Below are 26,390 nucleotides of genomic sequence, written 5' to 3'. Positions count from 1 at the left end.
ATGCAAACGTGGCAGCTTCCCGAACACATCGCCGACATTCTCCCCGAACGTGCGCGCCAACTAGAAAGCGTGAAAGAACAGATACTCGCCCAGTTCCGCACGCATGGCTTTGAGCTGGTGCAGCCGCCTTTGATGGAATACAGCCGCTCGCTGCTCACGCACATCGACGACGGCCTATCGCTGAAAACCATCCGCCTTGCCGACCAAATCACAGGCTGGCAGCTTGGCATCCGAGCCGACATCACGCCGCAAGTGGCGCGGATTGACGCGCATTTGTTGATGAAAAACCAAGGCATTAACCGCTTGTGCTATTCAGGCAGCGTGTTGCACGCCCAGCCCGATGGCTTGCTGGCAACGCGCGAGCCGATTCAAACGGGCGCGGAGTTATACGGCTGCGCGGATACCGCTGCCGATGTGGAAATTATTGATTTGATGATGAAAACGCTGAAAGTGGGCGGGCTGGGCAATATTATTTTGTCGCTGGGGCATTTGGGCGTGTTCCGCGCGATTGCAGCCGCCGCGCAGTTGGGCGAGGCGCAAAGCCGCCAGCTGCTCGCGCTGATGCAGGATAAAGATGGCAACGCGGTTCGCCGGTTGGCGCAACAATGGCAGTTGGACAACATTTGGATTGACGCGCTGGCGGCGCTGCCCGAGCTCTACGGCAGCCGCGATGTGTTGGACAAAGCCCGCGCACGGCTGCCGCAGCTGACCGCCGTGTCGCAGGCGTTGGATGTGCTGGCGCAGGTGTGCGCGGCGTTTCCCGAGCAGGCGGTGCATATTGATTTGGCGGAAGTGCGCGTGGACAACTACCACACGGGCTTGCTCTACGCCGCCTACACGTCCGATTACCACGACGCGGTGGCGCGCGGCGGGCGCTACGACGGCTTGGGCGCATACTTTGGGCGCAGCCGCCCCGCCACGGGGTTTAGCTTTGATTTGCGCTTGTTTGGCGCGTATCTGGCCGCCAGCCAACGCCCCGAAGCGGTGCGCGTGGCGCAGAAAGATTATGCGGCGGCGAAAAATGCGGTGGATAAATTGCGCGCGCAAGGCGTGTGCGTGGTGGTGGATTATGGCTTGCCCGACAATTCGGGCAGCCTGAAAACGCTGGTTCAATGTAATGATGAATGGAAAGTAGAATAAGCAATGGGTGTTTTACAATGGTTTGATTTGAGCGAATCTGCGCTGCACATGCTGAGCCTTGCTGCGCATATCATCGGCTTTGCGGGTATGGGCTGCGTGGTACTGGCGTTTTGGCTGGTGGTGAGCGAAAAATGGAAGCCCACTTCGCTGTCGTATAACTTGCTCAACGGCTTGGGCGCGGTGCTGCTGATTTTGAGCCTGTGCGTGCATTTCAATTTAGGCTCGTTTGTGATTGAGATTTTTTGGATTGCGATTTCGGCGATGGGGATTGCAAAGCATTGCAAACGCCAAAGGCAGCCTGAAAACGAATGAAATGAGTTTCAGCGGAGCTAAAACGAGTAGCCCCCCAACCCATCCTTCCCCTTTTCAGGCTGCCTAACCCATCCAAAGGCAGCCTGAAAACCCACTTTCTCTAACCTAAAAGGTAATCAAAAATGGCACAAAACGTAGTCGTTATCGGCGCACAATGGGGCGACGAAGGCAAAGGCAAAATTGTGGACTGGCTGGCGGAGCAAGCCACGGGCGTGGTTCGCTTTCAAGGCGGGCACAACGCGGGGCACACGCTGGTGGTGAACGGCAAAAAAACCATATTGCGCCTGATTCCCAGCGGCATTTTGCATGAAAAGCTGGACTGCTTTATCGGCTCGGGCGTGGTGCTCTCGCCCGAAGCCCTGCTCGGCGAAATCGACGAACTCAACGCCGCAGGCGTGCCCAATGTGGAACAGCGGCTCAAAATCGCCCGCACCGCGCCGCTAATTTTGCCTTACCACATCGCGTTAGACCAAGCCCGCGAGCAATCCAAAGGCGACAAAAAAATCGGCACCACAGGGCGCGGCATTGGTCCTGCCTACGAAGACAAAGTGGCGCGGCGGGCGGTGCGCGCGGGCGATTTGTTTAACATGGAGTTGGTTGCCGAAAAAGTGCGCGCCAATTTGGCGTTGTATAACGTGCAACTGGTGCATCTGCACGGCGCGGCGGCGATTGAGTTTGACGATGTGATGAAGCAAATCGACGGCTTCCGCGCGCGCGTGTTGCCGATGATTGCCGACGTGCCGCGCACGCTGTACGACAAAAACCAACGCGGCGAACGCCTGCTGTTTGAAGGCGCGCAAGGCACGCTGCTGGATATCGATTACGGCACTTATCCGTTTGTAACGTCATCCAACTGCTTGGCGGGCGCGGCATCGGCAGGCGCGGGCGTGCCACCGCAAATGCTGCAATATGTGCTGGGCATCGTGAAAGCCTACACTACGCGCGTGGGCGGCGGGCCGTTCCCCACCGAATTGTTTGACAACATCGGCGCGGGCTTGGCGGAGCGCGGCAACGAGTTTGGCTCGGTAACGGGCAGACCGCGCCGCTGCGGCTGGTTTGATGCTGCCGCGCTCAAACGCTCCATCCAAATCAACGGCATCACGGGGATGTGCATCACCAAATTGGACGTGATGGACGGCATGGACGAAGTGAAAATCTGCACGGGCTACACCTTGCCCGATGGCAGCACCACCGACATCCTGCCTTTCGGCGCAGACGCGGTTTCAGGCTGCACGCCCGTTTACGAAACGATGGCGGGCTGGCAGGAATCCACCTTTGGCGTGCAATCGTATGACGCGCTGCCCGAAAATGCCAAAAAATACCTGCGGCGGATTGAAGAAGTGTGCGGCGCGCCGATTGCGATGGTGTCCACAGGGCCCGATAGGGAAGAGACGATTTTGATTCAGCATCCGTTTGCGTGATAGCGCGAGGCGCAGCGCATAGAAGGCAGTCTGAAAATGGGTTTTATCCGTTTTCAGGCTGCCTTTTGTTGTGCGTTGAACGAGTTAAATTGTAATGACGGCATTTCTTGTTTTTCAGGCTGCCTTTGGGCAAATGGCGCATATTGCGGAGTAAACAAGAAACGCCCAATTTAATCAGCGCGTAGGATGTGTGCCACAGGCACGCACGCGGATTTAGATTGTGATTGAACTTGTGTAAACCGCCTGCGTGGCAAAGTCGCACTCTACTTATTGTGTCGTTATGATTTTGTCTTGCTTACAGCAAAGGCAGCCTGAAAACGATTAAACCCGTTTTCAGGCTGCCTTGATTGCGTGGGGAACGCCTTACGACTCAATCACAATTTTCGGAAACTTGCTGCTGAAATCGCGTCCTTTATCCGCCACCGCCAGCACAATCTGGAACGCGGCTTGGGTGTAGATTTCGGCAATGGCGGGCTGGTTATCCAGCAATGCGCCCGCTGTGCCCGCGTCCATGGCTTCGCGCACGGGCAGCGACAGCGGCAGTTGCCCCAGCAGCGGCACGTTTAATTTTGCCGCCAGATTTTTGCCGCCATCCGCGCCAAACAAGGCTTCGCGATGCCCGCATTGGCTGCAAATGTGCACCGACATATTTTCCAGCACGCCCAAAATGGAAATGTTCACCTTGTTAAACATATCCACCGCCTTGCGCGCGTCAATCAGCGCAATGTCTTGCGGCGTGGTAACCACCACCGCGCCCGTTACAGGGATTTTTTGCGACAGCGTGAGCTGAATATCGCCTGTACCAGGGGGCAAATCCACAAACAAATAATCCACATCATCCCATTGGCTTTGCATCAAAAGCTGTTGCAAGGCTTGCGACACCATCGGCCCGCGCCACACCACGGCTTGGTCGGTGTCCACCAAAAAGCCGATGGACATCACTTGAATGCCATCCGCATTGGTTACGGGGATGAGCTGTTGCGCTTGTTTTTCAGGCTGCTGCGTTGCCACGCCAAGCATGGTGGGCTGGCTGGGGCCATATAAATCGGCATCCAACACGCCCACGCGCGCGCCCATTTTTGCCAGCGCGGTAGCCAAGTTGGCGGTGGTGGTGGATTTGCCCACGCCGCCCTTGCCCGATGCCACGGCGATGATGTTTTTCACGCCTTTAATCGTGGGGATGCCATTTTGCACTTTATGCGCGACCACGTTGTGCGTGATTTCCAGCTTCACGGGTTTGCCCGTGGCGGCGGCGATGGCTTCGTGGATTTGCTGCGCGATGTGGGCAACGGGATAGCCGAACTCCAACGCCACTTTCAGGCTGCCGTTTTCTTCGGCAACGCTTTTTACGGCTTTTTCGCTGCCGAGCGTGCGCTGGGTGGTGGGGATAAGGATTTGTTCTATTTGTGATTTCATGGTGTTTCCTCTTGTTGTGGGTGTTTGCGTTGTGAATGTTGTGAATTAGACAGATAAAGCCATTTTCAGGCTGCCTAACCGTAAACATGAATGCGAGATGCAATTTTACGGCAAAACCCGCCTGCGCGGGCGACGTTTTCATGGTAGGCAAAATGTTTTACCGCGCTTGATGCCGTTTCAGGCTGCCTTATCCCATCATGATTAGGCAGCCTGAAAGCTACAAAACCGCGCCAACAAAGCGTATCATCACGGCTTCTTAACCACCGCCACCGCCATGTTCTACCAAATCGCCGCCATGATGATATGGAGCAGCGCATTCATCGCTGCCAAATTTGCCGAAACCATGCTAGACCCGATTTTGCTGGTGCAATTTCGGCTGCTGATTGTTGCCGTTATCTTGCTGCCCATCGGCATCCCGATGTTTCGCAAGCTGCCCAAAAGCGCGTGGAAACCGCTGATTTGGCTGAGTTTTTTGAACTACATCGCCGTGCTCATCTTGCAATTTAAAGGTTTGCAATACACATCCGCGTCCAGCGCATTAACCATGCTGGGGCTAGAACCGCTGCTGGTGGTGTTCATTGGGCATTTCTTTTTTGACGACAAGGCACGCAGGTATCACTGGATTTGTGGCGTGTTGGCGTTTATTGGCGTGTTCACGCTGATTTTGGGCGGGCAACACGCGGGCAAGGGCGGCGAAATTAGCCTATTGGGCTGCGCGATGGTGTTATCGGGGGGCATCGTGTTTTCTGCCATCCTGCGCCCCACGCAAAAATTTATGCGCCAAATCCCCGCCAGCACTTATACCACGCTGTCGTTTATCATCGCCGCGCCGTTGTGCCTGCCGTTTACCGCCGTGCTCACCGAAAGTTGGCACATCGCATGGAGTTGGCAAGGCATTTTGGGCATGGCGTATTTGAGCATCGGGTGCAGTTGGCTGGCTTATTGGCTGTGGAACAAGGGCATGGACAGGGTGCCCGCCAATTTAACAGGGCTGCTGATTACGCTGGAACCCGTGTTTGGCATTTTGATGGCGGTGGTGCTGCTGCGCGAGCCGATTAGCGCGCTGTCGTGGCTGGGGATTGCCATTGTGATTAGCGCGACCGTGTTGGCAAGCATGATGCCCAGAATTTATAATCGTGCTCGTAAATAGTTTTCAGGCTGCCTATTGGGAATGATAGGGCAGCTTGAAATTAAGAACCTGTATTCACTATTTTCATAGGCATCTTTTATGCCCTAAAAACGCGGCTACCGCGTTAAAAATGCTCGCAAGGTGTACAACCTTGCTGTGCTTTTTGCCTTGTATCCGCGCTTTTATTTCATAAAATCTGTCTATGTAAATAATGAATACAGGTTCTAAGTTTAGCCAGGCTCAAACCTATTTTCAGGCTGCAACTTGGCAAAATTGGTCATCAATGAAGCGTTTGCCCGCGCCGACATCTTGTCCATTTGGCGACGAGCCGTCGCCGCTCCATTTTAGTTTTCAGGCTGCCTATTCATCCACGAGAGGAAACCCCATGCAACTGCAACCCTTTTTCAACCAAGCCCCCAGCATCCAGCTTTACGACCCGCTCGCCCAATTTCTCGGCGCAACGCCCGATGGCGTGCTGGAATACCACTATGCCGATGCCGTGAAACTGTGCGGGCATTCCTGCCCCACCGTAGCCAGCGCGTGGCTGATGGTGATTAAAGCCCTAGCCGCGCTGTATTCGCCCGACGAATTGCCCGAGCGCGGCAACATTGAAATCGGCATGAGCGGCGAGCGCGACGCAGGCGTAACAGGCGTTATCGCTTCCGTTGCCCAGCTCATCACAGGCGCAGCCCCAGAAACAGGCTTTGGCGGCATCGGCATGGCAGGGCGTTTCGCCCGCCGCAACCTGCTCGCCTTTGGTGCGGGCGGCGATGCCGATATGACCGTGAGCCGCCGCGACACAGGCAAAGCCGTGCGCGTGTCGTTTAACGGCAGCGTGGTGCCCTTTGCGCCCGAAATGCGCGACATCATGCCGCAAGCGGTGGCGGGCATGGCAAGCCCCGAAGAATTGCAACGCTTTGGCGAATTGTGGCAAGCGCGCGTGTATGCGATTTTGGTGGAGCAGGTGGATAACCCCGAGATGATTGTGGTGGAAGCAGTGGCGTAATCGCGCGAAACCGCTTGGCAACATAAAGGCAGCCTGAAAACGCATTCAATACGTTTTCAGGCTGCCTTTCACGCTTCTGTGTAAACCGCGCGATTACCCCGCAAACACCGATTTAAACCACAACACAATGCTGTCCCACAGCCGCCCAAAAAAGCCCGCTTCTTCCACATTTTTCAGCGCCACCACAGGCTGCTCCGCCAGCACTTTATCGCCGTCCATCAGTTTGAGCGTGCCCAGTTTTTGCCCCGCTTGCACAGGCGCGACCACAGGCTGCATGGTTTCCAGCACGGTTTTCACGCGCTCGCCTTGCCCGTGCGGCAGGGTAACATAAGCATCTTGTTGAAAGCCCACTTCGGCTTCGCTGTTCGCGCCTTTATACACGCGCACTTTGCCCACCACTTGCCCCGCTTGATACATTTTCGGCGTGTCAAAGCCCTGCAAGGCGTAGTTCAGCAATTTGCTGCTTTCGGTGGCGCGGGCTTCGGCGCTGGCTGCGCCAATCACGATGCTCAACACGCGGCGGTTGTTGCGCTTGCTGGTGGCGATTAGGTTGTAGCCCGCGCTGGATGTATGCCCCGTTTTCAAACCGTCCACGCTGTCATCGCGGAACAGCAGCAAATTGCGGTTTTCTTGGGTGATGTTGTTATAAGTGTAGGATTTGTAGGAATAAACCTCGTAATACTTGGCGGGCAAATCGCGGATGATGGCGTTGGACAAAATCGCCAAGTCGTTCACGCTGGTGAGATGCTTGGGCGCGGGCAAGCCTGTGGCATTGACAAAATAGGTTTGCGTCATGCCCAGCCGTTTGGCTTCTTCGTTCATCATTTGGGCAAACGCCTCTTCGCTGCCCGCGATGCCCTCGGCAAGCGTAATCGCCGCGTCGTTGCCCGAAACCACAATCAAGCCGCGCATCAAATCCCACACGGGCACTTCGCTGTGCGCTTTGAGAAACATCCGCGAGCCTTCCACTTTCCATGCTTTTTCGGATACGGTGAGCTTTTGGTCGGGCTGTAATTTGCCTTCTTCCAACGCTTTAAACGCAAGGTAGGCGGTCATCAATTTGGTGAGCGAGGCGGGCTCGATTTGTTGGTCGGTATTCTTGGCAACCAGCGTTTGATTGCTTTGCAAATCGCGCACCAAATAGGCGGTGGCGGCGATTTCAGGCTGCTTTAAGGCTTCGGCGGCGTTGAGCTTGGGCGCGGCGGGGCTAGATGCGGCAGCGGCAGAAGCGGCAGCAGGCGCCGAGGCGGCGGGCGCGGCTTTGGTTTTTTTCGGCGCGCGGGCGGCAGCGGGGGTAACGATTAAAGCGGAAAGAGTGAGAACGGAGAGAATTTTTTTGACCATGTTGTGTTACTCGTTTGATGGGGTTTAGGCTGCGCCGAGGTGGATAAATGATTGAGGCAGCCTGAAAACGGAAAACGGCAGCAATCTTAATCAACAAGCTGCGCGTATTGGATTTTCAGGCTGCCTTATTGCGCCCAAGCGTTGTTACGCGATGGCATCGGCAGCCGCAAAAGGCTGCGATTATACCCACAAAACTGCGTTTTACCTATTTTCAGGCTGCCTAAACCCATTTTGGCAACAATAATTAACTTGCGTTTACACAATCACGGCGTTAAGGTTACGTTTTCTTACTTAATCGCAACAATTCGCTTCAAATCAAATCACATGAACACAGAACGCTTCCCCGCTTACCGCCACTATCTCACCCGCATTCTCACTTCCGCCGTTTACGATGTCGCCATCGAATCGCCGCTAGACCTCGCCAGCAATCTGTCGCATCGCTTGGGCAACAAAATCCTGCTCAAACGCGAAGATTTGCAGCCCGTGTTTTCTTTCAAACTGCGCGGGGCGTATAACAAAATGGCGAAACAGCCCGAAGATTTGTTACGCAAAGGCGTGATTACCGCCAGCGCAGGTAACCACGCGCAAGGCGTTGCCCTTGCCGCGCAACGATTGGGCTGCGCGGCAACGATTGTGATGCCCGAAACCACGCCCAAGATTAAAGTGGACGCGGTAAAAGCGCGCGGCGGCAATGTGGTGCTGGCGGGCGTGTCGTACAACGATGCCTACGACCACGCGATGAAACTGGTTGCCCAAAGCGGTTTGACCTACATCCCGCCGTTTGACGACCCCGAAGTCATCGCGGGGCAGGGCACCATCGGCATGGAAATTGTGCGCCAACACGCCAAGCCCATCCACGCCGTTTTTGTGCCGATTGGCGGCGGCGGCTTGGCGGCGGGCGTTGCCGCGTTTATCAAGCAGGTGCGCCCCGAGATTAAAGTCATCGGCGTGCAAACCAGCGACAGCTGCGCGATGAAAGCATCGGTTGCCGCAGGCGAGCGCGTGGCGTTGAAAGATGTAGGCTTGTTTGCCGATGGCACGGCGGTGAAGTTGGTGGGCGAGGAAACGTTCAAAATGTGCCGCGATTTGCTGGACGACATCATCACGGTGGACACCGATGCGGTGTGCGGCGCGTTGAAAGATATTTTTGACGACACGCGCAGCATTTGCGAACCATCGGGCGCGTTGGCGCTGGCGGGGCTGAAAGCCTACATCGCGCAGCATCATCTTGCCGATGAAACGCTGATTGCCGTGTGCAGCGGCGCGAACATGAATTTCCACCGCTTGCGCCATGTGTCCGAGCGCAGCGAATTGGGCGAGGGAAACGAAGCGATTTTTGCCGTGTCCATCCCCGAACGCGCGGGCAGCTTCCGCGAGTTTGTGAACGTGGTCGGCGCGCGCAGCATCACCGAGTTCAACTACCGCTACGGCGATGACGATGTGGCGCATATTTTTGTCGGCATCCAAACCGCGGGCGCAAAAGACATCGCGCAAATCAGCCACCAATTTGATGCCGCAGGCTTGCCCTATATTGATTTGAGCAACGACGAAATGGCGAAAGTCCACCTGCGCTATATGGTGGGCGGGCGCACCCACAAGGTGCAAAACGAGCGGCTGATTAGCTTTGAGTTCCCCGAGCGGCCGGGCGCGTTGGCAAAATTTTTGAACACGCTGCAAAGCGATTGGAACATCAGCCTGTTCCACTACCGCAACCACGGCGCGGACTACGGGCGCATTTTGGTGGGCATCGACGTGCCGCCCGCCGACAGCGCGGCGTTTGACGCATTCTTGGCGCAGCTGGGCTATGCCTATGAAGAGCAAACGGATAACGCGGCGTATCGGCTGTTTTTGTCGGCGTGATGGTGGGATGGGATGATGTTTTCAGGCTGCCTTTGCGGGATAACAAAGGCAGTCTGAAAATAATCATGGCGCGTGGGCGATGGGGTAGGGTGTGTGGCTTTGCCACGCACCATTTGTTGAACAGGGCTAAAATGTGCCATTCTTTTTGCTTCCCGCAATGTTTGGCACATAGCTCATAAATGCGTCTTAGGTTAAAGGAGTAAGAATGAAGTCAATTAGCGATTTGATTTTCAGTAAACTAATTAGCTTTGAACCTAATATCAATCCTGTTTCAAGAGAAGAAATCATTGATTTTTTTACAAAAGAGCAAAGATTTATACGAGAAGACCATATTAAATTTTTGATGGAATATGGTGGCGAACCATCTCCAATTTGCTTCGATGAAACATACATAGACTGTTCTTTTAAGGAGATTAAAGAACTAATTGAAGATGAAAAAGAATATGGCAGAGAAATTCCTAATGATTTTCTATATTTTGGCAACCCCGTTGCTGGCTCGCAGATTATTATTAATGATAACAATGGCGCGTTATATAGATTAGGAAAACACTCTATTGGTCAGGAGGTTTGTGGAAATATTAAAACATTTACTTGGATCGCTTCATTATCATATATAGAGAAAATATCCCTTAAATCTCTAACAAAATCCGACTTGACGGATGACCAAATATATGTCTTTTTAAAACTAAACAACAACTATTTGTTATCTGATTTAATATCACCAGATATGCAGTACTATTTTAAAAATGACACCATGTACAGTGTTTCTATTAAGGGAAACTACATCATTTCACATAAAATAAAACCAGAAATAGTTGAATACATAAATGTTAATATGATGCGTAACTAGTTAAGTTGTCTAGTTAAGAATTTAAAAGAATCCCGATTCTACACTTTCAACACATCTTTCTTATCATCATAAGTTAGTCGGTAATCGGGCAAATCATTGCTGGCAACCAACTCCTTAATTGCCTGTTTAAAACGGCGCAACGTTGCCGTGATGTCTGATTTTCATGGTGAGTTACTGGCTTACCGACATAATTTGTTTGATGACACGCAACGCTTTATTTTTTGAACGCGCATTTGGCAACAAAGGCAGCCTGAAACCCAATCCACCACCCCAAAACCACAAACCCCGCCATCCCTACAAAAGCCATTTCCTGCCAACATTCTCCGTTAAACACAAAATAATTGCCAACCACCCCGTCTATCCTCACACATAAAGCATAAAATTCCACCCCATCCCGCCCATTAAATTTTCAGGCTGCCGTATTTTTTGCCCGCGCAACCGTTTCAAAGGCAGCCTGAAATCTTTTATACTTACATTTCTTAACGCCACGCAGAAAGCCCAACCCATGTTTCAGCATCTCGCCCCGTATGCAGGCGACCCCATTTTAAGCCTTGTGGAAACATTTAACCGCGACCCCCGCGCCCATAAAATCAACCTGTCCATCGGCATCTATTTTGACAACAACGGCAAAATGGCGCAGCCTGAAAGCGTGAAAACCGCCGAAGCGCGCGTGGGCATCGGCGCAAAAGCCTATTTGCCAATGGAAGGACACGCAGGGCTACGCGCCGAATTGCCAAAATTATTGTTTGGCGACAAGCATCGTGTCATCACCGAAAACCGCGTAACCACCGTGCAAACGCTGGGCGGCTCGGGCGCATTGAAGTTGGGCGCAGATTTTCTGCACAATTGGTTTGGCGAGAGCAAAGTGTTTGTGAGCGACCCGACATGGGACAACCATCGCGGCATCTTCGCTGCAGCGGGCTTTGAAGTGGGCGATTATCCGTATTACGACCCTGCCACCATCGGTGTTAAATTTGCCGAACTGTGCGCGTTTCTCAACAGGCAGCCTGAAAACACTATCATCCTGCTGCATCCTTGCTGCCACAACCCCACGGGCGTGGATTTATCGCCCGAGCAATGGGATGAAGTGTTGAACATCATCGCCGCGCGCCGTCTCATTCCGTTTATGGATATTGCCTACCAAGGCTTTGGCGATGATTTTGAGCGCGATGCTTATGCCATCCGCCGCGCGGCGGATTTGGGCTTGCCGCTGTTTGTGAGCAGCTCGTTTTCTAAGAATATGTCGCTGTATGGGCAGCGGGCGGGCGGCTTGATGGTGGTGTCGCCCAATGCCGAAGAAGCAGCGCTGGTGTTGGGGCAGCTGCAATTGGGCGTGCGCCGCATTTATTCCAGCCCGCCCGCGCAAGGCGGCTTAACCGCGTATCACGTTTTAAGCGACGCGCAACTTGCCGCGCAATGGCAAAGCGAAGTGTATGCCATGCGCGACCGCATCCGCGCCATGCGCCAGCGCATTTACGACGTGCTGCAAAGCAAGCTGCCCGAGCGCGATTTCAGCTATTTTGTGAAACAGCGCGGGATGTTTAGCTACACGGGTTTGAGCGTGGCGCAGGTGCACCGCCTGCGCGACGAATTTGCCATTTATCTGCTGGACAGCGGGCGCATGTGCATCGCGGGGCTAAACGATGGCAATGTGAACACGGTGGCGGATGCGTTTGCGGCGGTGTTTAAAGGGTAGGGCGGTAGCGTGGTTACGCCGTTTCAGGCTGCCTCAATCCACCGCCGCATAGGCAGCCTGAAAACCGAAAACAAAACCCGGCAACGCCAAACGTTGCCCGGCCGCGCATTATCCGAATAACCATTAAGCGACAAGCCCGTGCCGCTTCATTTTCAGGCTGCCTCATCCGATGCAACCCAATCGTCCCAACCTTTTATTTACGCTGATTGCCATCGCCCTCTTGTTAGCCGCAGGTTTTTCCGTGCATTACGCGCTTGTGCCGTGGCTGCTTGCCTTGCCATGGTTGCTGTGCACGCCCGTCCATCTTTTTTGGCTGCATTCGGGCAAGCATTTCTCTTGGCGCAACTGGCGGATACAGTTTGCGATGTGGCTGATGGCATGGGCAACGGTTTATTTCGGGCAACAGCATATTGAGCAACGCATCCGCCAAGATGCCGTGCAAATTGTGGCGCAGATTGAGCAGTATCACGCCCAACATCATCGCTACCCCGCCGCGTTGGGCGAAGTCTATCCGCGCAACACGCTGTATCACGAGCGGCGCGTGCGCTATCAAATGCCCGCCCCGCAACAGCCGCCCATCTTGGAATACGAAAGCATCATCCCGCTGGATTGGCATCGTTATGATTTCGCCCTGCGCCAATGGCAATATATGTCTGATTAGTTTTCAGGCTGCCTATGCGGCTAGCTGAGGCAGCCTGAAAACCACACTCCCGTCAATCACCCAATAAAGGAACAACCATGTCTCATAAAAAACACTTAATCGCCCTTGCCGCGCTGCTGCTTGCCCGCGCCGCCTTCGCTGAAACGGTAAACTACAACGTGTTCGTGAAGCTGGACAACACCGCCGAAAGCCGCGTGAACGACATCTCGCAAGCGCTTGCCCGGCAAGGCGTAAACTCGCTGTTCGCGCAGGGCTATCAAGTGCACCTCACGCTTTATCTCACCGAATACGACAGCAAAAGGCTGCCTGAAATCCAAAAAATCGTCAGCCAATTTGCCCGCCGGCAAAGCAAATTCACCATTTCGTTCACCGGGATGCACAGCACCGCAGGCAAATGGCTGATGCTGGACAACCAACCCTCGCCCGAATTGCAGCAGCTTGCCGATGAAATCACCGTGCAGCTCGTTAAACTGCGCGACAAAAACGCCAAGCTGCCCGATTGGGTGAGCGCCTATCCCGAAAAGGTGAAAACCTTTGAGCGATACGGCTCGCCCAATGTGTTCGCCCAGTTCAACCCGCACGTTACCCTGCTCACGCCCAAAGAATTTAACGACGGCGTTGCCAAATTTGAAGCAGGCTATGCGTTCCGCCCGTTCAGCGCGCAAGCCGTGGGTATCGGCATCGCCCAAGTGGACGCGCTGGGGCAAGCTAAAAATGTTTTATATTTCAAACCGTTTAAGTAAACCATCATGCTATCCAAACAATCTTTGCTCAATATTTCCCTTTCCGAAGCCATTATCGTTGCCGCGTGCGCCATCGCCATCATGGGCTACACCATTATCTCGTTTGAATGGGTGCCGCATTTGTCCATTTTGCTGGCTCTGGTTGCGCTGATGCTGTATGGCTTGCTGCGCGGCGCAACATGGCGCGACATGATTAAGCGCATGGCAGCGGCGGTGGAACAAGGCATGGGCGCGATTTATCTGTTTTTTTTCATCGGGCTGCTGGTTGCCGCGATGATGATGAGCGGCGCGATTCCCACGCTGATGTATTACGGCTTTGGGCTGATTTCGCCCGAATATTTTTATCTTTCCGCGTTTTTGCTGTGCGGCATCATCGGCATTTCCATCGGCAGCAGCTTGACCACTTGCGCCACCATTGGCGTGGCGTTTATGGGCATGAGCGAAGCGTTTCACGCTGTGCCCGCGATTACCGCAGGCGCGGTGGTTTCGGGCGCATTTTTTGGCGACAAAATGTCGCCGCTGTCGGACACCACGGGCATCGCCGCGTCCACCGTGGGCGTGGATTTGTTTGAACACATCAAAAACATGAGCTACACCACCATCCCCGCCTTGCTGCTCACCGCCGCTGCGCTGGTGTGGGCGGTGCCCGATGTGGTTTCAGGCAGCCTGAATTCGGTGCAAAAGCTCAGCGGGCAATTGCAAGCGAGCGGCTTGGTGCATGGCTACGCGCTGTTGCCGTTTGCCGTGCTGGTGGTGCTGGCGTTGTTTAAAGTGGACGCGATTTTAACCATGCTCGCCACCATCGCCGTTTCCATCGCCATCACGTTTGTTCACACGCCGCTATCGGCGGGGCAACTGGGCGGCTGGCTGTTTGCAGGCTTTAAGCCCGAACATGTGGGCGAAGGCATCGCTAAACTGGTGTCGCGCGGCGGCTTGGAAAGTATGTTTTTCACGCAAACGGTGGTGATGCTGGCGTTGAGCTTGGGCGGCTTGCTGTTTGCGCTGGGCATTGTGCCCGCCTTGCTGGACGCGATGCGCCGCTTTCTCACCAACGCGGGGCGCGCCACCTTTTGCGTGGCGATGACCAGCGTGGGCGTGAATATTTTGATTGGCGAGCAGTATTTGTCTATTTTGCTGGCGGGCGAAACCTTCAAGCCCGTGTATGCCAAACTCGGCTTGCATCCGCGCAACCTATCGCGCACGCTGGAAGACGCGGGTACGGTGATTAACCCGCTGGTGCCGTGGAGCGTGTGCGGCGTGTTTATCGCCAAAGTGCTGGGCGTGAGCGTGTTGAGCTATCTGCCCTATGCGTTTTTCTGCTACCTGTGCTTGATTTTAACCGTGCTGTTTGGCTTTACGGGCGTTACGTTGAGCAAAGTGGAAACGGAGCAGAAATAGGTTTCAGACTGCCTAATCGGTTAATGCTAAGGCAGCCTGAAAACCTTTGCGAAACCTAAAACACAACAAGAAATAGTAACGTCCGTCATTCCCGCGCAGGCGGGAATCTTGGTTAAATTCACGCAATAGATTGTTTTTGCACACATTTATGAATGTTTGACAAGATTTCCGCCTGCGCGGGAATGACGGCATTTCTGTGTTTTCAGGCTGCCTAATGGGAGTTATGACAAGGCAGCCTGAAAACCACGCCAACCACAATCAACCCCCATCCCATAAGGAACCCCCATGTCCAACCAACGCCTTATCTACGGCTTCCACGCCATCAACGCCCGCTTGTGGCAAAACCCCAAATCCATCGTAGAGCTTTACGTTTTAGAAAACAAAAACGACACGCGCACGCACGAAGTGCTGGAAAAAGCATCCGCCGAGCGCGTGCGCGTGCATTTTGCCGACATAAACCGCCTGAACACCATCGCCAAAGGCGCGCGCCATCAAGGCGTGGTCGGTTTTATTGACGCATCCAAAAACCATGTTCACTTGGAAGACGTGCTGGAAAACCTGCGCGAACCCGCATTCTTGCTGGTGTTGGACGGCATCACCGATCCGCACAATCTCGGCGCTTGCCTGCGCACGGCAGACGCAATGGGCGTGCACGCCGTAATCGCGCCCAAAGACAAAAGCGCGGGGCTGAACGCCACCGTAAGCAAAGTTGCCTGCGGTGCGGCGGAAACCGTGCCCTATATCACCGTAACCAACTTGGCGCGCACCCTGCGCGAGCTGAAAGAATACGGCATCTGGGTGGTTGGCACCGATATGGGTGGTGAAGCGGATTTGTTCCATTACGACATCCCCGAAAACGTGGCTTGGGTGATGGGCAACGAAGGCGATGGCATGCGGCGGCTCACGCGCGAGCATTGCGATGCGCTGGTGTCCATTCCCATGTTTGGCACGGTGGAAAGCATGAACATTTCCGTATCCGCAGGCATGGTGATGGCTGAAACACGGCGGCAGCGCGTGCTGCGCGGGGAAGCGGGGTAAATCCCCCAGTAAACAGAATAGGCAGCCTGAAAACGAGTTTTCCCGTTTTCAGGCTGCCTATTATGATTGCTCTGGTGTGATGCCTTATTAAGGCAGCCTGAAACCTAAAATGGAGCGGCGACGGCTCGTCGCCAACGTTTATTAAACAGCGCATAACTGATTTATCAAAATGTCGGCGAGCCGCCAACGCTCCATCGGTTACAGGTTTTGCAAAGGTTTCAGCCTGAAAGCCAACCGCACGACAACGAATTGCCAAATGGTGCATGGCAGAGCCGCACCCTCTTGCTTTACAAAATTTCTGATGCAGCCTGAAAATCAAAATGGCGCGACAACGGTTTGCCACCATCCACCGCCAACATCGCGGCAAAACCGTAGGTCGGGCATTGATGCCCGACCTACCCGCAGTGTTACCACACCCATTCAACACACAAAAAGGCAGCCTGAAAACGAGTATTTCCCGTTTTCAGGCTGCCTATTCGTTCACACAACTACTTCGTCAAATCCACATCTTTCGTTTCGTGCGTTGTCCACAGCGCAATCAGCGTCATCACACAGTTCACCGCCAAATACGCGCCCACGCCAAAAATGCCGTAGTGCAGGTTCAGCTCAATCGCCACCATCGTAGCAATGGATGCGCCCACAATCGCTGCCAAGTTATACGCCAGCGATGCGCCCGAATAGCGCACTTCGGTAGGGAACAGCTCGGGCAACAGCGCCGCCATCGGGCCAAACGTCATGCCCATCAACACCATGCCAATCAGCAAAAACGCCAGCACCGACATTGGCGTGCCGTTGGTCAAAAACAGCGGCATGCACAAGCCAAACACCAAAATCGCAGCGGTAACCAGCAGCAAATAACGGCGACGCCCAATCTTATCGGCATGGATGCCCGATAGGCTGATGGAAATGCCAAATATCACCGCCGCAATCAGCAAAAAGCCTGTGAACGTGTTGGCGGGGATGCCCAAGCCGGTCGGATGCCCCCATTCGGAAACGCCCACCTTGGTTTTGGAATACACCTGCACAAACGCAGTCATCACATAAAACAACACATAAGTCGCCGTCATAATGAACGTGCCTTGCAAAATCGGTTTCCAGTGTTTGGTAATCACTTCCTTCACCGGCGCGTTTTGCGTTTTGCCTTTGGCTTCCGCTTCGCGGTAAACATGGCTTTCATGCAAGGTCATCCGCATCCACAAGCCCACAATTACCAGCACAAACGACAACACAAACGGAATGCGCCAGCCCCATTGCACCAATTCGTCATGCCCCACCAGTGCGCTGATGGTGAAGAACGTGCCGTTTGCCATAAACAAGCCAATTGGCGCGCCCAGTTGCGGGAACGTGCCGAACCATGCGCGTTTGCCTTCGGGCGCGTTTTCGGTGGCAACCAAAGCCGCGCCGCCCCATTCGCCGCCCAAGCCCAAACCTTGCCCGATGCGGCAAACACACAATAAAAGCGGTGCCCAAAAGCCGATTTGGTCATAAGTGGGCAGCAAACCGATGCACACGGTAGACAAACCCATGGTAAGCAGCGAAGCGACCAGCGTTTTTTTGCGCCCAATCTTGTCGCCAAAATGCCCGAACAGCGCCGAGCCAATCGGACGGGCAAAAAACGCCAACGCCAAAGTAGAAAGCGACAGCAAGATGGCGACGTTGTGGTCGGATTTGTCAAAAAATTGGGTGTTGAACACCAGCACGGCGGCCGCCGCGTAGATGTAGTAATCGTAAAATTCAATTGCCGTGCCCACCATAGAAGCGATGGCAACTTTATAGGGGTTATTGCGCAACTGCGCCTGCGTTTGTGTGGCAGTCATTTTTTTATCCTTAAAATTATAGGTTTCAGGCAGCAGCGATTCCTTTTGAGAAGCGTATCTTCGGTTAAGGCTGGCTGGGAGTGCGCCACGCCTTGCTGTTACCAACCGAAGGCGCGAATATAGCGGAGTTTACAAAAAACGTCTAGATGTCAATATTTGCTAAACTTTGTCTGTTTTTATTCAAAGCGCGGGCGAAATGTAAATTTAGAAATTGTCCGCATCGGGCATCTCACATAAAATGCGCGTTTTTCAAAGCACAAGGAAATCCCGTGAACATCGCTTCCAAAATCTTGTTATCCGCGCTGATGGGCGCAGCCAGTTTCGCCGCCCAAGCCGAAACCCGCGCCGTGATTGAAACCGATCTGGGCAATATTGAATTGAGCCTAGACGAGCAAAAAGCGCCGAAAACCGTTGCCAATTTTGTGAACTATGCCAACAAAGGCTTTTACAACGGCACGATTTTCCACCGCGTGATCGACGGCTTTATGATTCAAGGCGGCGGCTTCACGCCCGATATGTTGCAAAAATCCACCGATGCGCCGATTGCTAACGAAGCCGCCAACGGCTTGAAAAACACAGTCGGCACAATCGCCATGGCGCGCACCGCCGCTCCGCATTCCGCTACCAGCCAGTTTTTCATCAACGTTGCCGACAACACTCCGCTCAATTACACCGCGCCCACCCCGCAAGGCTACGGCTATGCCGTGTTCGGCAAGGTGAACAAGGGCATGGATGTGGTCAATAAAATCGCCAAAACGCGCACGGGTTACAAAATGGGGCATGGCGATGTTCCCCTGCAAGCCATTAAAATCAAAAAAGTTTATATTGTTAAATAACCCAAAGGCAGCCTGAAACTGGATAAAACGGCTTTCAGGCTGCCTATTCTTTCCACCCAGCATAAGGACAAATCCCATGATTAAACTGCACACCAATCTCGGCGTAATCAGCATTGAGCTAGACCACGAAAAAGCGCCCATCACCGCTGCCAATTTTGAGCAATATGTGAAAGACGGCTTTTACAACGGCGTGATTTTCCACCGCGTGATTAACGGCTTTATGATTCAAGGCGGCGGCATGACGGCAGACATGAACGAAAAAGCCACCCGCGCCGCGATTGAAAACGAAGCGCACAACGGCTTGCCCAACAACAAATACACCATCGCCATGGCGCGCACATCCGACCCGCATTCTGCCAGCGCGCAATTTTTTATCAACACCAAAGACAACCATTTTCTGAACCACCGCGCCAAAGAAATGCACGGGCGCAATGTGGTGCAAGAATGGGGCTACGCCGTGTTTGGCAAGGTGGTGGATGGGCAAGATGTGGTGGATGCGATTGAAAAAGTTGCCACCACGCGCAAGGGCTATCACGATGATGTGCCTGTGGAAGCGGTGGTGATTGAGAAGGCGGAGATTGTGTAGCCGCTGTTGGCAGCGGATGTAGAGTCAGCCTGAAACCTTTGCAATGCAATAAAAATAGTCCATTTTCCGTTATTCTTGCGTAGGCGGAGATGATGACATTTCTTGCTTTTCAGGCTGCCTTTAACCCATATATAGGATGGGTAACTGGTTGCTTATTAGAATGTTAGCCAATGGTTTTGGGCAATTCAGCAATTAAAAATTAACGATAGAAATGGAAGGAATAATAATGGTTAAGCGTAGTTTTATGGTTTCTTTGTTATTGTTCGCAAGTTCAGGGGTGTTAGCGCAAGTTTGCGACCCATCTAACGCAACAGGGCAATGTGGTTTTCGTGATGCCAATGGAAATTTGGTTCGTTCACCAGAGGAAGTGTATTCTTCATATCAACAACAAGGCAGGACAGCATATAACCCCCCCCTCCCTCCGAGAATTGTGATGTTGCCCGATAGGTTTGGGGCTGTCGCTGTTGCAATAAATAATCATGGGTTTAGCTCTGTTTATAATATGAACTCCAAACGGGAAGCCAAAGAGAAGGTTTTACAGCTTTGTAAAAAAGAAAATGCAAGCCCCTGTAAGATATATCTTGAATATGGTAATGGTTGTATAAGCATGGCTTCTGGCAAAGGTCGGTTTAACCGTTATTATCCCGTTTATTCATTTTCTCGACAGCAAGGGCAAACTCAAAGAGATGTAATGGAGCAATGTTCAGCTCAATACAGCGATTGTGGTATTGCAATTGAAGAAGAATGTTCTATTGCACGACCGCCACGCTAGTAGATTTTGGGTTGAGTCAATGCTAAGGCAGCCTGAAAACCTAAATCCCATTTTCAGGCTGCCTTTTGCACGCCATGCCCACCATGACCCCACGCAAAATCATCCACATAGACATGGACGCATTCTACGCATCGGTAGAACTGCGCGAACAACCCCAGCTGCGCGGCAAGCCCGTGGTGGTGGTTTGGGATGGCGCGCGCTCGGTGATTTGCGCCGCGTCCTACGAAGCCCGCAAATACGGCTTGCGCTCGGCAATGGCGGTAGCGACGGCGAAACGGCTTTGCCCGCACACCATTTTTATCCCGCCGCAGTTCGCGCTTTATCGCCAAGTCTCCCAGCAAATTCACCAGATTTTCAGGCTGAAGCCTTTGCAAAACCCCAATGGCAGCCTGAAACCTAAAAATGGAGCGGCGACGGCTCGTCGCCAAACTGCTTATTAAATATCGCATTACTGATTTGCTAAGATGTCGGCGAGCCGCCGACGTTCCATTGGTTACAGGTTTTGCAAAGGTTTCAGGCTGCCTTTGGGCGATGGCAACGGTGCATAAAGCCATAAACATAAAGGCAGCCTGAAACCATATTTCTACCGTTTTCAGGTTGCCTTTATCACGCCAGCTTGATTATTCAATAATAATCACACCATCATCTTCGTCTTCATACACCACAGCGGGGATGATTTTCTTGTGCTCTGGCTGGTGAACAGGCGTGGCGGCTGGTGCGGGCTCATCGTCTTGCACCGTGATAACGTCATCATGGGCATCGTTATGCACAGGCGTGGGTTGTGCGTGAACAGGTGCAGCGGGTTGAGCTACGGGGGCGGGTTGGGTTGCCATTGCTTGCGCGTGAACATGAGCTTGCGCGTGTGCTGCCGTTGCCGTAGAAGTTGCTGCCGCAGAAGCCGCCATCGCAGGTTTAACAGGCGCAGCCGCTTTTTTCAGCGTGGCGGTTTGCAATGCCGCCGCCAGTTTCACCACCAGCATTTGCGCCGCTTTCTCTTTGCTCATTTCGGGCAGGGCGGTTTCGTTTTCATCATCAATAATGGTGATTTTGGTGGTTCCCTTGCCCATTGCATCGGCAATATCGTTGGCAATCATCATCGGCACGCCTTTTTTCAGGCGTTTTTCCCGCGCGTTTGCTAACACGTTTTCGCTTTCCGCCGCAAAGCCCACGCAAAACGGCGCGGAGGCAAACGAAGCCACTTCCTGCAAAATATCAGGATTTTCAATAAATTTAACCACAGGCATCATGCCGTATGCGCCTTTTTTCAGCTTCTCTATGCTGCGGTTTTTCACGCGATAATCCGCCACCGCTGCCACCGAAATAAACACATCCTGCCCCGCGTCAAGCTGTTTGAAAATCGCATCGCGCATATCCATCGCACTTTCCGCGTATTCGGTGTGCGCCATGCCAAACGGGATTTCCGCCGTCATTTTGCCGTGCACAAGGCTTACTTTCGCGCCCGCACGGCGGCAAGCGCGCGCAATCGCCACGCCCATTTGTCCGCTGGAAATATTGGTGATGCCGCGCACGGGGTCAATCGCCTCGTAAGTTGCGCCCGCGCTGATTAACACGCGTTTGCCGCGCAAGGGCTTCGGTGTCCACACATCGGGCAACACTTCCACAATATCCGCAGGCTCAACCATGCGCCCCACGCCCACTTCGCCACAGGCTTGCTCGCCCGAAGCGGGCATCAACACGCGAATACCATCTTTGTGCAACTGCTGGATATTGCGCAGATTGGCGGGCTTTTGCCACATTTCCACGTTCATTGCAGGCGCAAGTACCAACGCACATTTGCGCGCCGAAGCCATTTCGGTAATCAAATTATCGGCAAAGCCATGCGCCAATTTGGCGATGGTGTTTGCCGAAGCGGGCGCAATCAGCATCAAATCTGCCGCGCGGGTGGCGTTGATGTGCGCCATGCTGCCGTTGTTTTCGGTTAAAACAGGGTTGCCGCTCAACGCTTCAAACGTTTGCGCCGACACAAATTCGCTCGCCGCTTTGGATAACGCTACGGTAACGCTGTGCCCTTCTTTTTTTAACAAGCGCACCAGTTCGCAAGATTTATATGCCGCGATGCCGCCCGTAACCGCCAATAAAATTCGTTTTTGCATTTTGGATTCCCTGAAATTTGAAAAAGCGACATTGTAGCCCAGCCGCGTAAATTTCGTTTCAAAATCGTTAAATTACGCCAAATTTGGGCAAGAAAACGGATTAAAAAACAACAAAAAGCAGAGGGCGATTTCAGGCTGCCTTTAACGAATATTTACGTTAAAATGCGGCTTCGTTTTGCCAGAGGCAGCCTGAAAAGGCTGAAACGATATGCAGACGATGGCGTATGGTGTTTTCAGGCTGCCTTTAACGCATCGCAAACGATAACGCTTATCCCGCACACACCCCAAAGGTAGCCTGAAAAAGCCACCACAAACAAAAAAAGCGGATACCAACCCCAATCCGCATTACCAAAGCACAACCCACAAGGAACACACTCATGACCCATCCCCAGCGCATCCGCGAAATCCCCTACAACTACACTTCCTATTCAGACCGCGAAATCGTCTGCCGCTTGCTGGGCGAAGATGCTTGGCAAACTTTGGAATCCCTGCGCGGCGAGCGCAAAACGGGGCGTTCGGCACGGATGTTGTTTGAAGTGCTGGGCGATATGTGGGCGGTGGTGCGCAATCCTTATTTGGTGGACGATTTGCTGGAACACCCCAAGCGCCAAACCGCGCTGGTTGCCGCCATGCGCCATCGTTTAAACGAGATTAACAAACGCCGCGATGACAACGAACGCGTGTTGCGCCTGATTCAGGCTGCCGAAAGCGCGGTGAACCAGTTTGACAACAGCTTTGCGGCAACCAAATCAAAACGCGCGCAAATCCTGTCGCGCCTGTCAAAAATCACGAAAAAACATAATATTATGTTTGATGGCTTGGCACGCGTTACCCACGTTACCGATGCCACCGACTGGCGGGTGGAATATCCGTTTGTGGTGGTGAACCCCGATAGCGAAGCCGAAATCGCGCCGCTGGTTCGCGCCTTGATTGAGCTGGATTTAACCATCATTCCGCGCGGCGGCGGCACGGGCTACACGGGCGGCGCAGTGCCTTTGGATGCGATGTCTGCCGTAATCAACACCGAAAAATTGGATAAACACCACGGCGTTGAGTTGGTGGAACTGGCAGGGCTGGATGGCAAGCATCCGATTATCCGCTGCGGCGCAGGCGTGGTTACGCGACGGGTGGAAGAAACGGCGCACGCGGCAGGTTTGGTGTTCGCGGTTGATCCCACATCGGCGGATGCTTCTTGCATCGGCGGCAATATTGCGATGAACGCGGGCGGTAAAAAAGCCGTGCTGTGGGGCACGACGCTGGATAATTTGGCGTGGTGGAAAATGGTGAACCCGCAGGGCGAGTGGCTGAAAATTGAACGCGTGCGCCACAATTTCGGCAAAATCCACGACGAAGAAACCGCGCTGTTTGACGTGCACACCTTAAAAGAAGACGGCGAAACCATCGTCCACACCGAGCGTTTGGCGATTTCAGGCTGCCGTTTTCGCAAAGTGGGCTTGGGCAAAGACGTTACCGACAAATTTCTCAGCGGCTTGCCTGCGGTGCAAAAAGAGGGCACAGACGGCATCATCACCAGCGCGGCATTCGTGTTGCACAAAATGCCGCAGCACACGCGCACCGTTTGCTTGGAATTTTTTGGCACGGTTGCCAACGCCACGCCGTCTATCGTGGAAATCCGCGATTTTTTGCTGTCGCATGAAAGCGTGCGACTGGCGGGCTTAGAGCATTTGGATTGGCGATACGTTCGCGCGGTGGGCTATGCCACCAAAGCGGCGGGCAAAGGTCGCCCCAAAATGGTGTTGCTTGCCGATGTGGTGTCGGATGACGAAGCCGCCGTTCAGGCTGCCGCCGAGCAAATCGTTCGCTTTGCCCAAGCGCGCGATGGCGAAGGCTTTATCGCCATTTCGCCCGAAGCGCGCAAAACCTTTTGGCTAGACCGCAGCCGCACCGCCGCCATCGCCAAGCACACCAACGCCTTTAAAATCAACGAAGACGTAGTCATCCCGCTGGAACGGCTGGGTGAATATTCCGACGGCATTGAGCGCATCAACATTGAATTGTCTATTAAAAACAAGCTCAAACTTTGCGCTGCGCTGTTGCAATACCTTTCAGGCAGCCTGCCTGTTGAACAGTTTGACGGCTTGCCCAAAAGCGATTTGCTGGGCGAGCGTGCCAATTATGCCGCTGCCCACGTTGCCCAAGTGCAGGCGCGCTGGCAATGGCTGCTGGACAATTTGGACGCGCCGCTTGCCGATTACCAAGCGCGTTATGGCGACAAAATCCACGCCGCGCCCGAAGCCAATCCAGCCGAGAGCTGCTTTATCGCCTTTCGCGATTTCAGGCTGCGTGTGTCCATTAAATCGGATGTGATGACCCCGCTGGCGGAAATTTTCAGCGGCAAGGCAGACACCAAAATCATGGCAGGCTTGGGCAAAATCCACGCGCAAGTGGTGCGCGGCAGAGTGTTCGTTGCGCTGCACATGCACGCGGGCGATGGCAATGTGCACACCAATATCCCTGTTAATTCAGACGATTACGAAATGCTGCAAACCGCGCATCAGGCGGTCGCCCGCATTATGGACATCGCCCGCAGCCTGAACGGCGTGATTTCGGGCGAACACGGCATCGGCATCACCAAGCTAGAATTTCTTACCGATGAAGAAATGCAGCCCTTTTGGGACTACAAAGCCAAAATCGACCCTAAAGGGCATTTCAACCGCCACAAGCTGATGCGCGGCGCAGATTTGCGCAACGCCTACACGCCCTCGTTTGAGCTGCTGGGCTTTGAAAGCCTGATTATGGAGCAGTCGCATCTGGGCAAAATCACCGACGCCATCAAAGACTGCCTGCGCTGCGGCAAATGCAAGCCCGTGTGCAGCACCCATGTTCCGCGCGCTAATTTGCTATACAGCCCGCGCAACAAAATCCTCGGCGTGGGGCTGCTTGCCGAAGCGTTTTTATACGAAGAGCAAACGCGGCGCGGCGTGTCGCTGAAACATTTTGACGAGCTGGGCAACATCGGCGACCACTGCACCGTGTGCCATCGCTGCGTGAAGCCTTGCCCTGTGAACATTGATTTTGGTGATGTAACCGTGGACATCCGCAACTTTTTGCACCAAACAGGGCATACGCATTTCAACCCCGCTGTGGCGGCGGGCATGGCGTTTTTGAATGCCAAAAATCCAACTGTTATTAAAATCTTGCGCGCGGGTGTGGTAACCGCAGGCTTTAAAGCGCAAACCATTGGCTACGATTTGGGGCAGCAGTTCCACATCGGCGCCAACAAGCAAAAACGCGCACCCAAAGCCACCACACAGAAAGCCGCGTTAAAAGAACAAGTTATCCACTTTATCAACCGCCCCTTACCGCGCAACGTGCCGTTGAAAACCGCGCGTTCTCTGCTGGGGCTGGATGGCGATGGCAGCACCGTGCCGATTATCCGCAACCCCAGCCTGCCCGAAGATGCCGAAGCCGTGTTCTATTTCCCAGGGTGCGGCTCGGAGCGATTGTTTAGCCAAGTGGGGCTGGCAACCCAAGCCATGCTGTATCACGCGGGCGTGCAAACCGTGTTGCCCCCCGGTTATCTTTGCTGCGGCTATCCGCAATCCGCGCATGGTGATGCAGGCAAAGCCAACGATATGGTTACCGAAAACCGTGTGCTGTTTCACCGCATGGCAAACACCTTGAATTATCTGGACATCAAAACCGTAGTCGTATCCTGCGGCACTTGCTATGATGCGCTAGCGGAATACCGCTTTGAAGACATCTTTTCAGGCTGCCGCATTGTGGACATCCACGAATTTCTGCTGGAAAAAAACATCAAATTAGACGGCGTGTCGGGGCAGCAATACCTGTATCACAACCCCTGCCACACGCCCATCAAAAGCATGGACGGCGCAAAACTCGCCAGCGAACTCATCGGGCAAAACGTGCCGTTGAGCGACCGCTGCTGCGGCGAAAGCGGCATGTTTGCCGTAAAACGCCCCGACATCGCCACCCAAGTGAAATTCCGCAAGCAAGAGGAAATTGAGAAAAACCTCGCCGCGCTGCCGCAAGGCGAACCGGTGAAAATGCTCACCTCCTGCCCCGCCTGTTTGCAAGGGTTAAGCCGCTACGCCGAAGACAACAACCTGCCTGCGGACTACATCGTGATTGAAATGGCGAAACGGATTTTGGGCGAGAATTGGCTGAACGAATTTGTGGAAACCGCGAAGAACGGCGGCGTGGAGAAGGTGTTGTTGTAGCAGGATGGGCGGCGGATAGGCAGCCTGAAACCGCAACCGCGCCATAAAA

At 53.7% G+C, this 26,390-nt stretch carries 19 protein-coding genes and 3 pseudogenes; 17 read left to right on the top strand and 5 right to left on the bottom strand.

Features of this window, described 5'->3' with window-relative positions; genetic code table 11:
* The 3 genes from JDW22_RS01925 (at nucleotide 1) to JDW22_RS01915 (ending at nucleotide 2,873) form a co-directional block, all read left to right on the top strand.
* Nucleotides 1-1,140 carry an ATP phosphoribosyltransferase regulatory subunit gene (locus tag JDW22_RS01925; RefSeq protein ID WP_200521386.1) on the top strand — a complete coding sequence of 380 codons (1,140 nt, stop codon included), beginning with the start codon at nucleotides 1-3 and terminating at the stop codon, nucleotides 1,138-1,140.
* A 3-nt stretch (nucleotides 1,141-1,143) separates the two neighbouring features.
* Nucleotides 1,144-1,452, top strand: a complete 309-nt coding sequence (locus JDW22_RS01920) for a CBU_0592 family membrane protein (protein WP_003795498.1) — start codon at nucleotides 1,144-1,146, stop codon at nucleotides 1,450-1,452.
* 122 nt (nucleotides 1,453-1,574) lie between these two features.
* Nucleotides 1,575-2,873: an adenylosuccinate synthase gene (locus tag JDW22_RS01915; protein WP_200521384.1), complete on the top strand. Its 1,299-nt coding sequence runs from the start codon at nucleotides 1,575-1,577 to the stop codon at nucleotides 2,871-2,873.
* Between the two features lie 363 nt (nucleotides 2,874-3,236).
* Here JDW22_RS01915 and apbC read toward each other — a convergent pair.
* Nucleotides 3,237-4,310, bottom strand: a pseudogene (gene apbC, locus JDW22_RS01910) (iron-sulfur cluster carrier protein ApbC); the annotation flags it as partial.
* Nucleotides 4,311-4,563: 253 nt separating this feature from the next.
* Between apbC and JDW22_RS01905 the strand changes: the two are divergent.
* Both JDW22_RS01905 and JDW22_RS01900 read left to right on the top strand, forming a co-directional pair.
* Entirely contained in the window at nucleotides 4,564-5,439 is an 876-nt protein-coding gene (locus tag JDW22_RS01905) for a DMT family transporter (RefSeq protein ID WP_200521380.1), read from the top strand.
* A gap of 364 nt (nucleotides 5,440-5,803) precedes the next feature.
* A complete protein-coding gene (locus JDW22_RS01900) occupies nucleotides 5,804-6,424 on the top strand; it encodes an FmdE family protein (protein WP_200521942.1) in 621 nt (206 codons plus the stop codon).
* A gap of 93 nt (nucleotides 6,425-6,517) precedes the next feature.
* Here the strand turns inward: JDW22_RS01900 and JDW22_RS01895 are convergent, their stop codons facing one another.
* Nucleotides 6,518-7,768, bottom strand: a complete 1,251-nt coding sequence (locus JDW22_RS01895) for a D-alanyl-D-alanine carboxypeptidase family protein (protein WP_200521378.1) — start codon at nucleotides 7,766-7,768, stop codon at nucleotides 6,518-6,520.
* Between the two features lie 324 nt (nucleotides 7,769-8,092).
* On the opposite strand from JDW22_RS01895, the gene ilvA reads away from it, so the two are divergent.
* Nucleotides 8,093-9,628: a threonine ammonia-lyase, biosynthetic gene (gene ilvA, locus JDW22_RS01890; RefSeq protein WP_200521376.1), complete on the top strand. Its 1,536-nt coding sequence runs from the start codon at nucleotides 8,093-8,095 to the stop codon at nucleotides 9,626-9,628.
* Here the strand turns inward: ilvA and JDW22_RS01885 are convergent.
* On the bottom strand, nucleotides 9,577-9,768 hold the full coding sequence (locus tag JDW22_RS01885) for a hypothetical protein (RefSeq protein ID WP_200521375.1): 192 nt from the start codon (nucleotides 9,766-9,768) through the stop codon (nucleotides 9,577-9,579). The genes ilvA and JDW22_RS01885 overlap by 52 nt on opposite strands.
* A 65-nt stretch (nucleotides 9,769-9,833) precedes the next feature.
* Here JDW22_RS01885 and JDW22_RS01880 point away from each other — a divergent pair, with 65 nt between their 5' ends.
* The 6 genes from JDW22_RS01880 to rlmB all read left to right on the top strand — a co-directional run bounded on the left by JDW22_RS01880 (nucleotide 9,834) and on the right by rlmB (nucleotide 16,014).
* On the top strand, nucleotides 9,834-10,478 hold the full coding sequence (locus JDW22_RS01880; RefSeq protein ID WP_200521373.1) for a hypothetical protein: 645 nt from the start codon (nucleotides 9,834-9,836) through the stop codon (nucleotides 10,476-10,478).
* 505 nt (nucleotides 10,479-10,983) lie between these two features.
* Nucleotides 10,984-12,174, top strand: coding sequence for an amino acid aminotransferase (locus JDW22_RS01875; protein WP_200521371.1), 1,191 nt, complete (start codon nucleotides 10,984-10,986; stop codon nucleotides 12,172-12,174).
* Between the two features lie 169 nt (nucleotides 12,175-12,343).
* Nucleotides 12,344-12,835: a hypothetical protein gene (locus JDW22_RS01870; RefSeq protein WP_003795521.1), complete on the top strand. Its 492-nt coding sequence runs from the start codon at nucleotides 12,344-12,346 to the stop codon at nucleotides 12,833-12,835.
* 77 nt (nucleotides 12,836-12,912) lie between these two features.
* The gene (locus tag JDW22_RS01865; protein WP_200521368.1) at nucleotides 12,913-13,578 is read left to right on the top strand and encodes a 2'-5' RNA ligase family protein; all 666 of its coding nucleotides are present in this window, start codon (nucleotides 12,913-12,915) and stop codon (nucleotides 13,576-13,578) included.
* 6 nt (nucleotides 13,579-13,584) lie between these two features.
* A complete protein-coding gene (nhaC, locus tag JDW22_RS01860) occupies nucleotides 13,585-14,976 on the top strand; it encodes a Na+/H+ antiporter NhaC (protein ID WP_200521366.1) in 1,392 nt (463 codons plus the stop codon).
* 285 nt (nucleotides 14,977-15,261) lie between these two features.
* Nucleotides 15,262-16,014, top strand: coding sequence for a 23S rRNA (guanosine(2251)-2'-O)-methyltransferase RlmB (rlmB, locus tag JDW22_RS01855; RefSeq protein ID WP_200521365.1), 753 nt, complete (start codon nucleotides 15,262-15,264; stop codon nucleotides 16,012-16,014).
* Between the two features lie 488 nt (nucleotides 16,015-16,502).
* On the opposite strand, the gene JDW22_RS01850 is transcribed toward rlmB, so the two are convergent.
* Nucleotides 16,503-17,831 carry an MFS transporter gene (locus JDW22_RS01850; RefSeq protein ID WP_200521363.1) on the bottom strand — a complete coding sequence of 443 codons (1,329 nt, stop codon included), beginning with the start codon at nucleotides 17,829-17,831 and terminating at the stop codon, nucleotides 16,503-16,505.
* 269 nt (nucleotides 17,832-18,100) lie between these two features.
* Between JDW22_RS01850 and JDW22_RS01845 the strand changes: the two genes are divergently transcribed.
* The 4 genes and pseudogenes from JDW22_RS01845 to JDW22_RS01830 all read left to right on the top strand — a co-directional run.
* The gene (locus tag JDW22_RS01845; protein WP_329610684.1) at nucleotides 18,101-18,667 is read left to right on the top strand and encodes a peptidylprolyl isomerase; all 567 of its coding nucleotides are present in this window, start codon (nucleotides 18,101-18,103) and stop codon (nucleotides 18,665-18,667) included.
* Between the two features lie 76 nt (nucleotides 18,668-18,743).
* Entirely contained in the window at nucleotides 18,744-19,253 is a 510-nt protein-coding gene (locus tag JDW22_RS01840; RefSeq protein WP_200521361.1) for a peptidylprolyl isomerase, read from the top strand.
* A gap of 226 nt (nucleotides 19,254-19,479) precedes the next feature.
* Nucleotides 19,480-20,025, top strand: a complete 546-nt coding sequence (locus JDW22_RS01835; RefSeq protein WP_200521359.1) for a DUF4189 domain-containing protein — start codon at nucleotides 19,480-19,482, stop codon at nucleotides 20,023-20,025.
* Between the two features lie 83 nt (nucleotides 20,026-20,108).
* Nucleotides 20,109-20,384, top strand: a pseudogene (locus tag JDW22_RS01830) (Y-family DNA polymerase); the annotation flags it as partial.
* Nucleotides 20,385-20,975: 591 nt separating this feature from the next.
* Here the strand turns inward: JDW22_RS01830 and coaBC are convergent.
* Nucleotides 20,976-22,139: pseudogene (gene coaBC / locus JDW22_RS01820) on the bottom strand (bifunctional phosphopantothenoylcysteine decarboxylase/phosphopantothenate--cysteine ligase CoaBC); the annotation flags it as partial.
* 377 nt (nucleotides 22,140-22,516) lie between these two features.
* Between coaBC and JDW22_RS01815 the strand changes: the two are divergent.
* Nucleotides 22,517-26,341 (top strand): DUF3683 domain-containing protein, encoded by a 3,825-nt coding sequence (locus JDW22_RS01815; protein WP_200521350.1) that lies wholly within the window; start codon nucleotides 22,517-22,519, stop codon nucleotides 26,339-26,341.
* Nucleotides 26,342-26,390 lie beyond the last annotated feature (49 nt).

The organism is Kingella bonacorsii (assembly GCF_016623605.1).
Lineage (GTDB): Bacteria > Pseudomonadota > Gammaproteobacteria > Burkholderiales > Neisseriaceae > Kingella_B > Kingella_B oralis.
The sequence above is the reverse complement of the archived record's forward strand: the minus strand, read 5'-3'. Positions and strand labels throughout refer to the sequence as shown.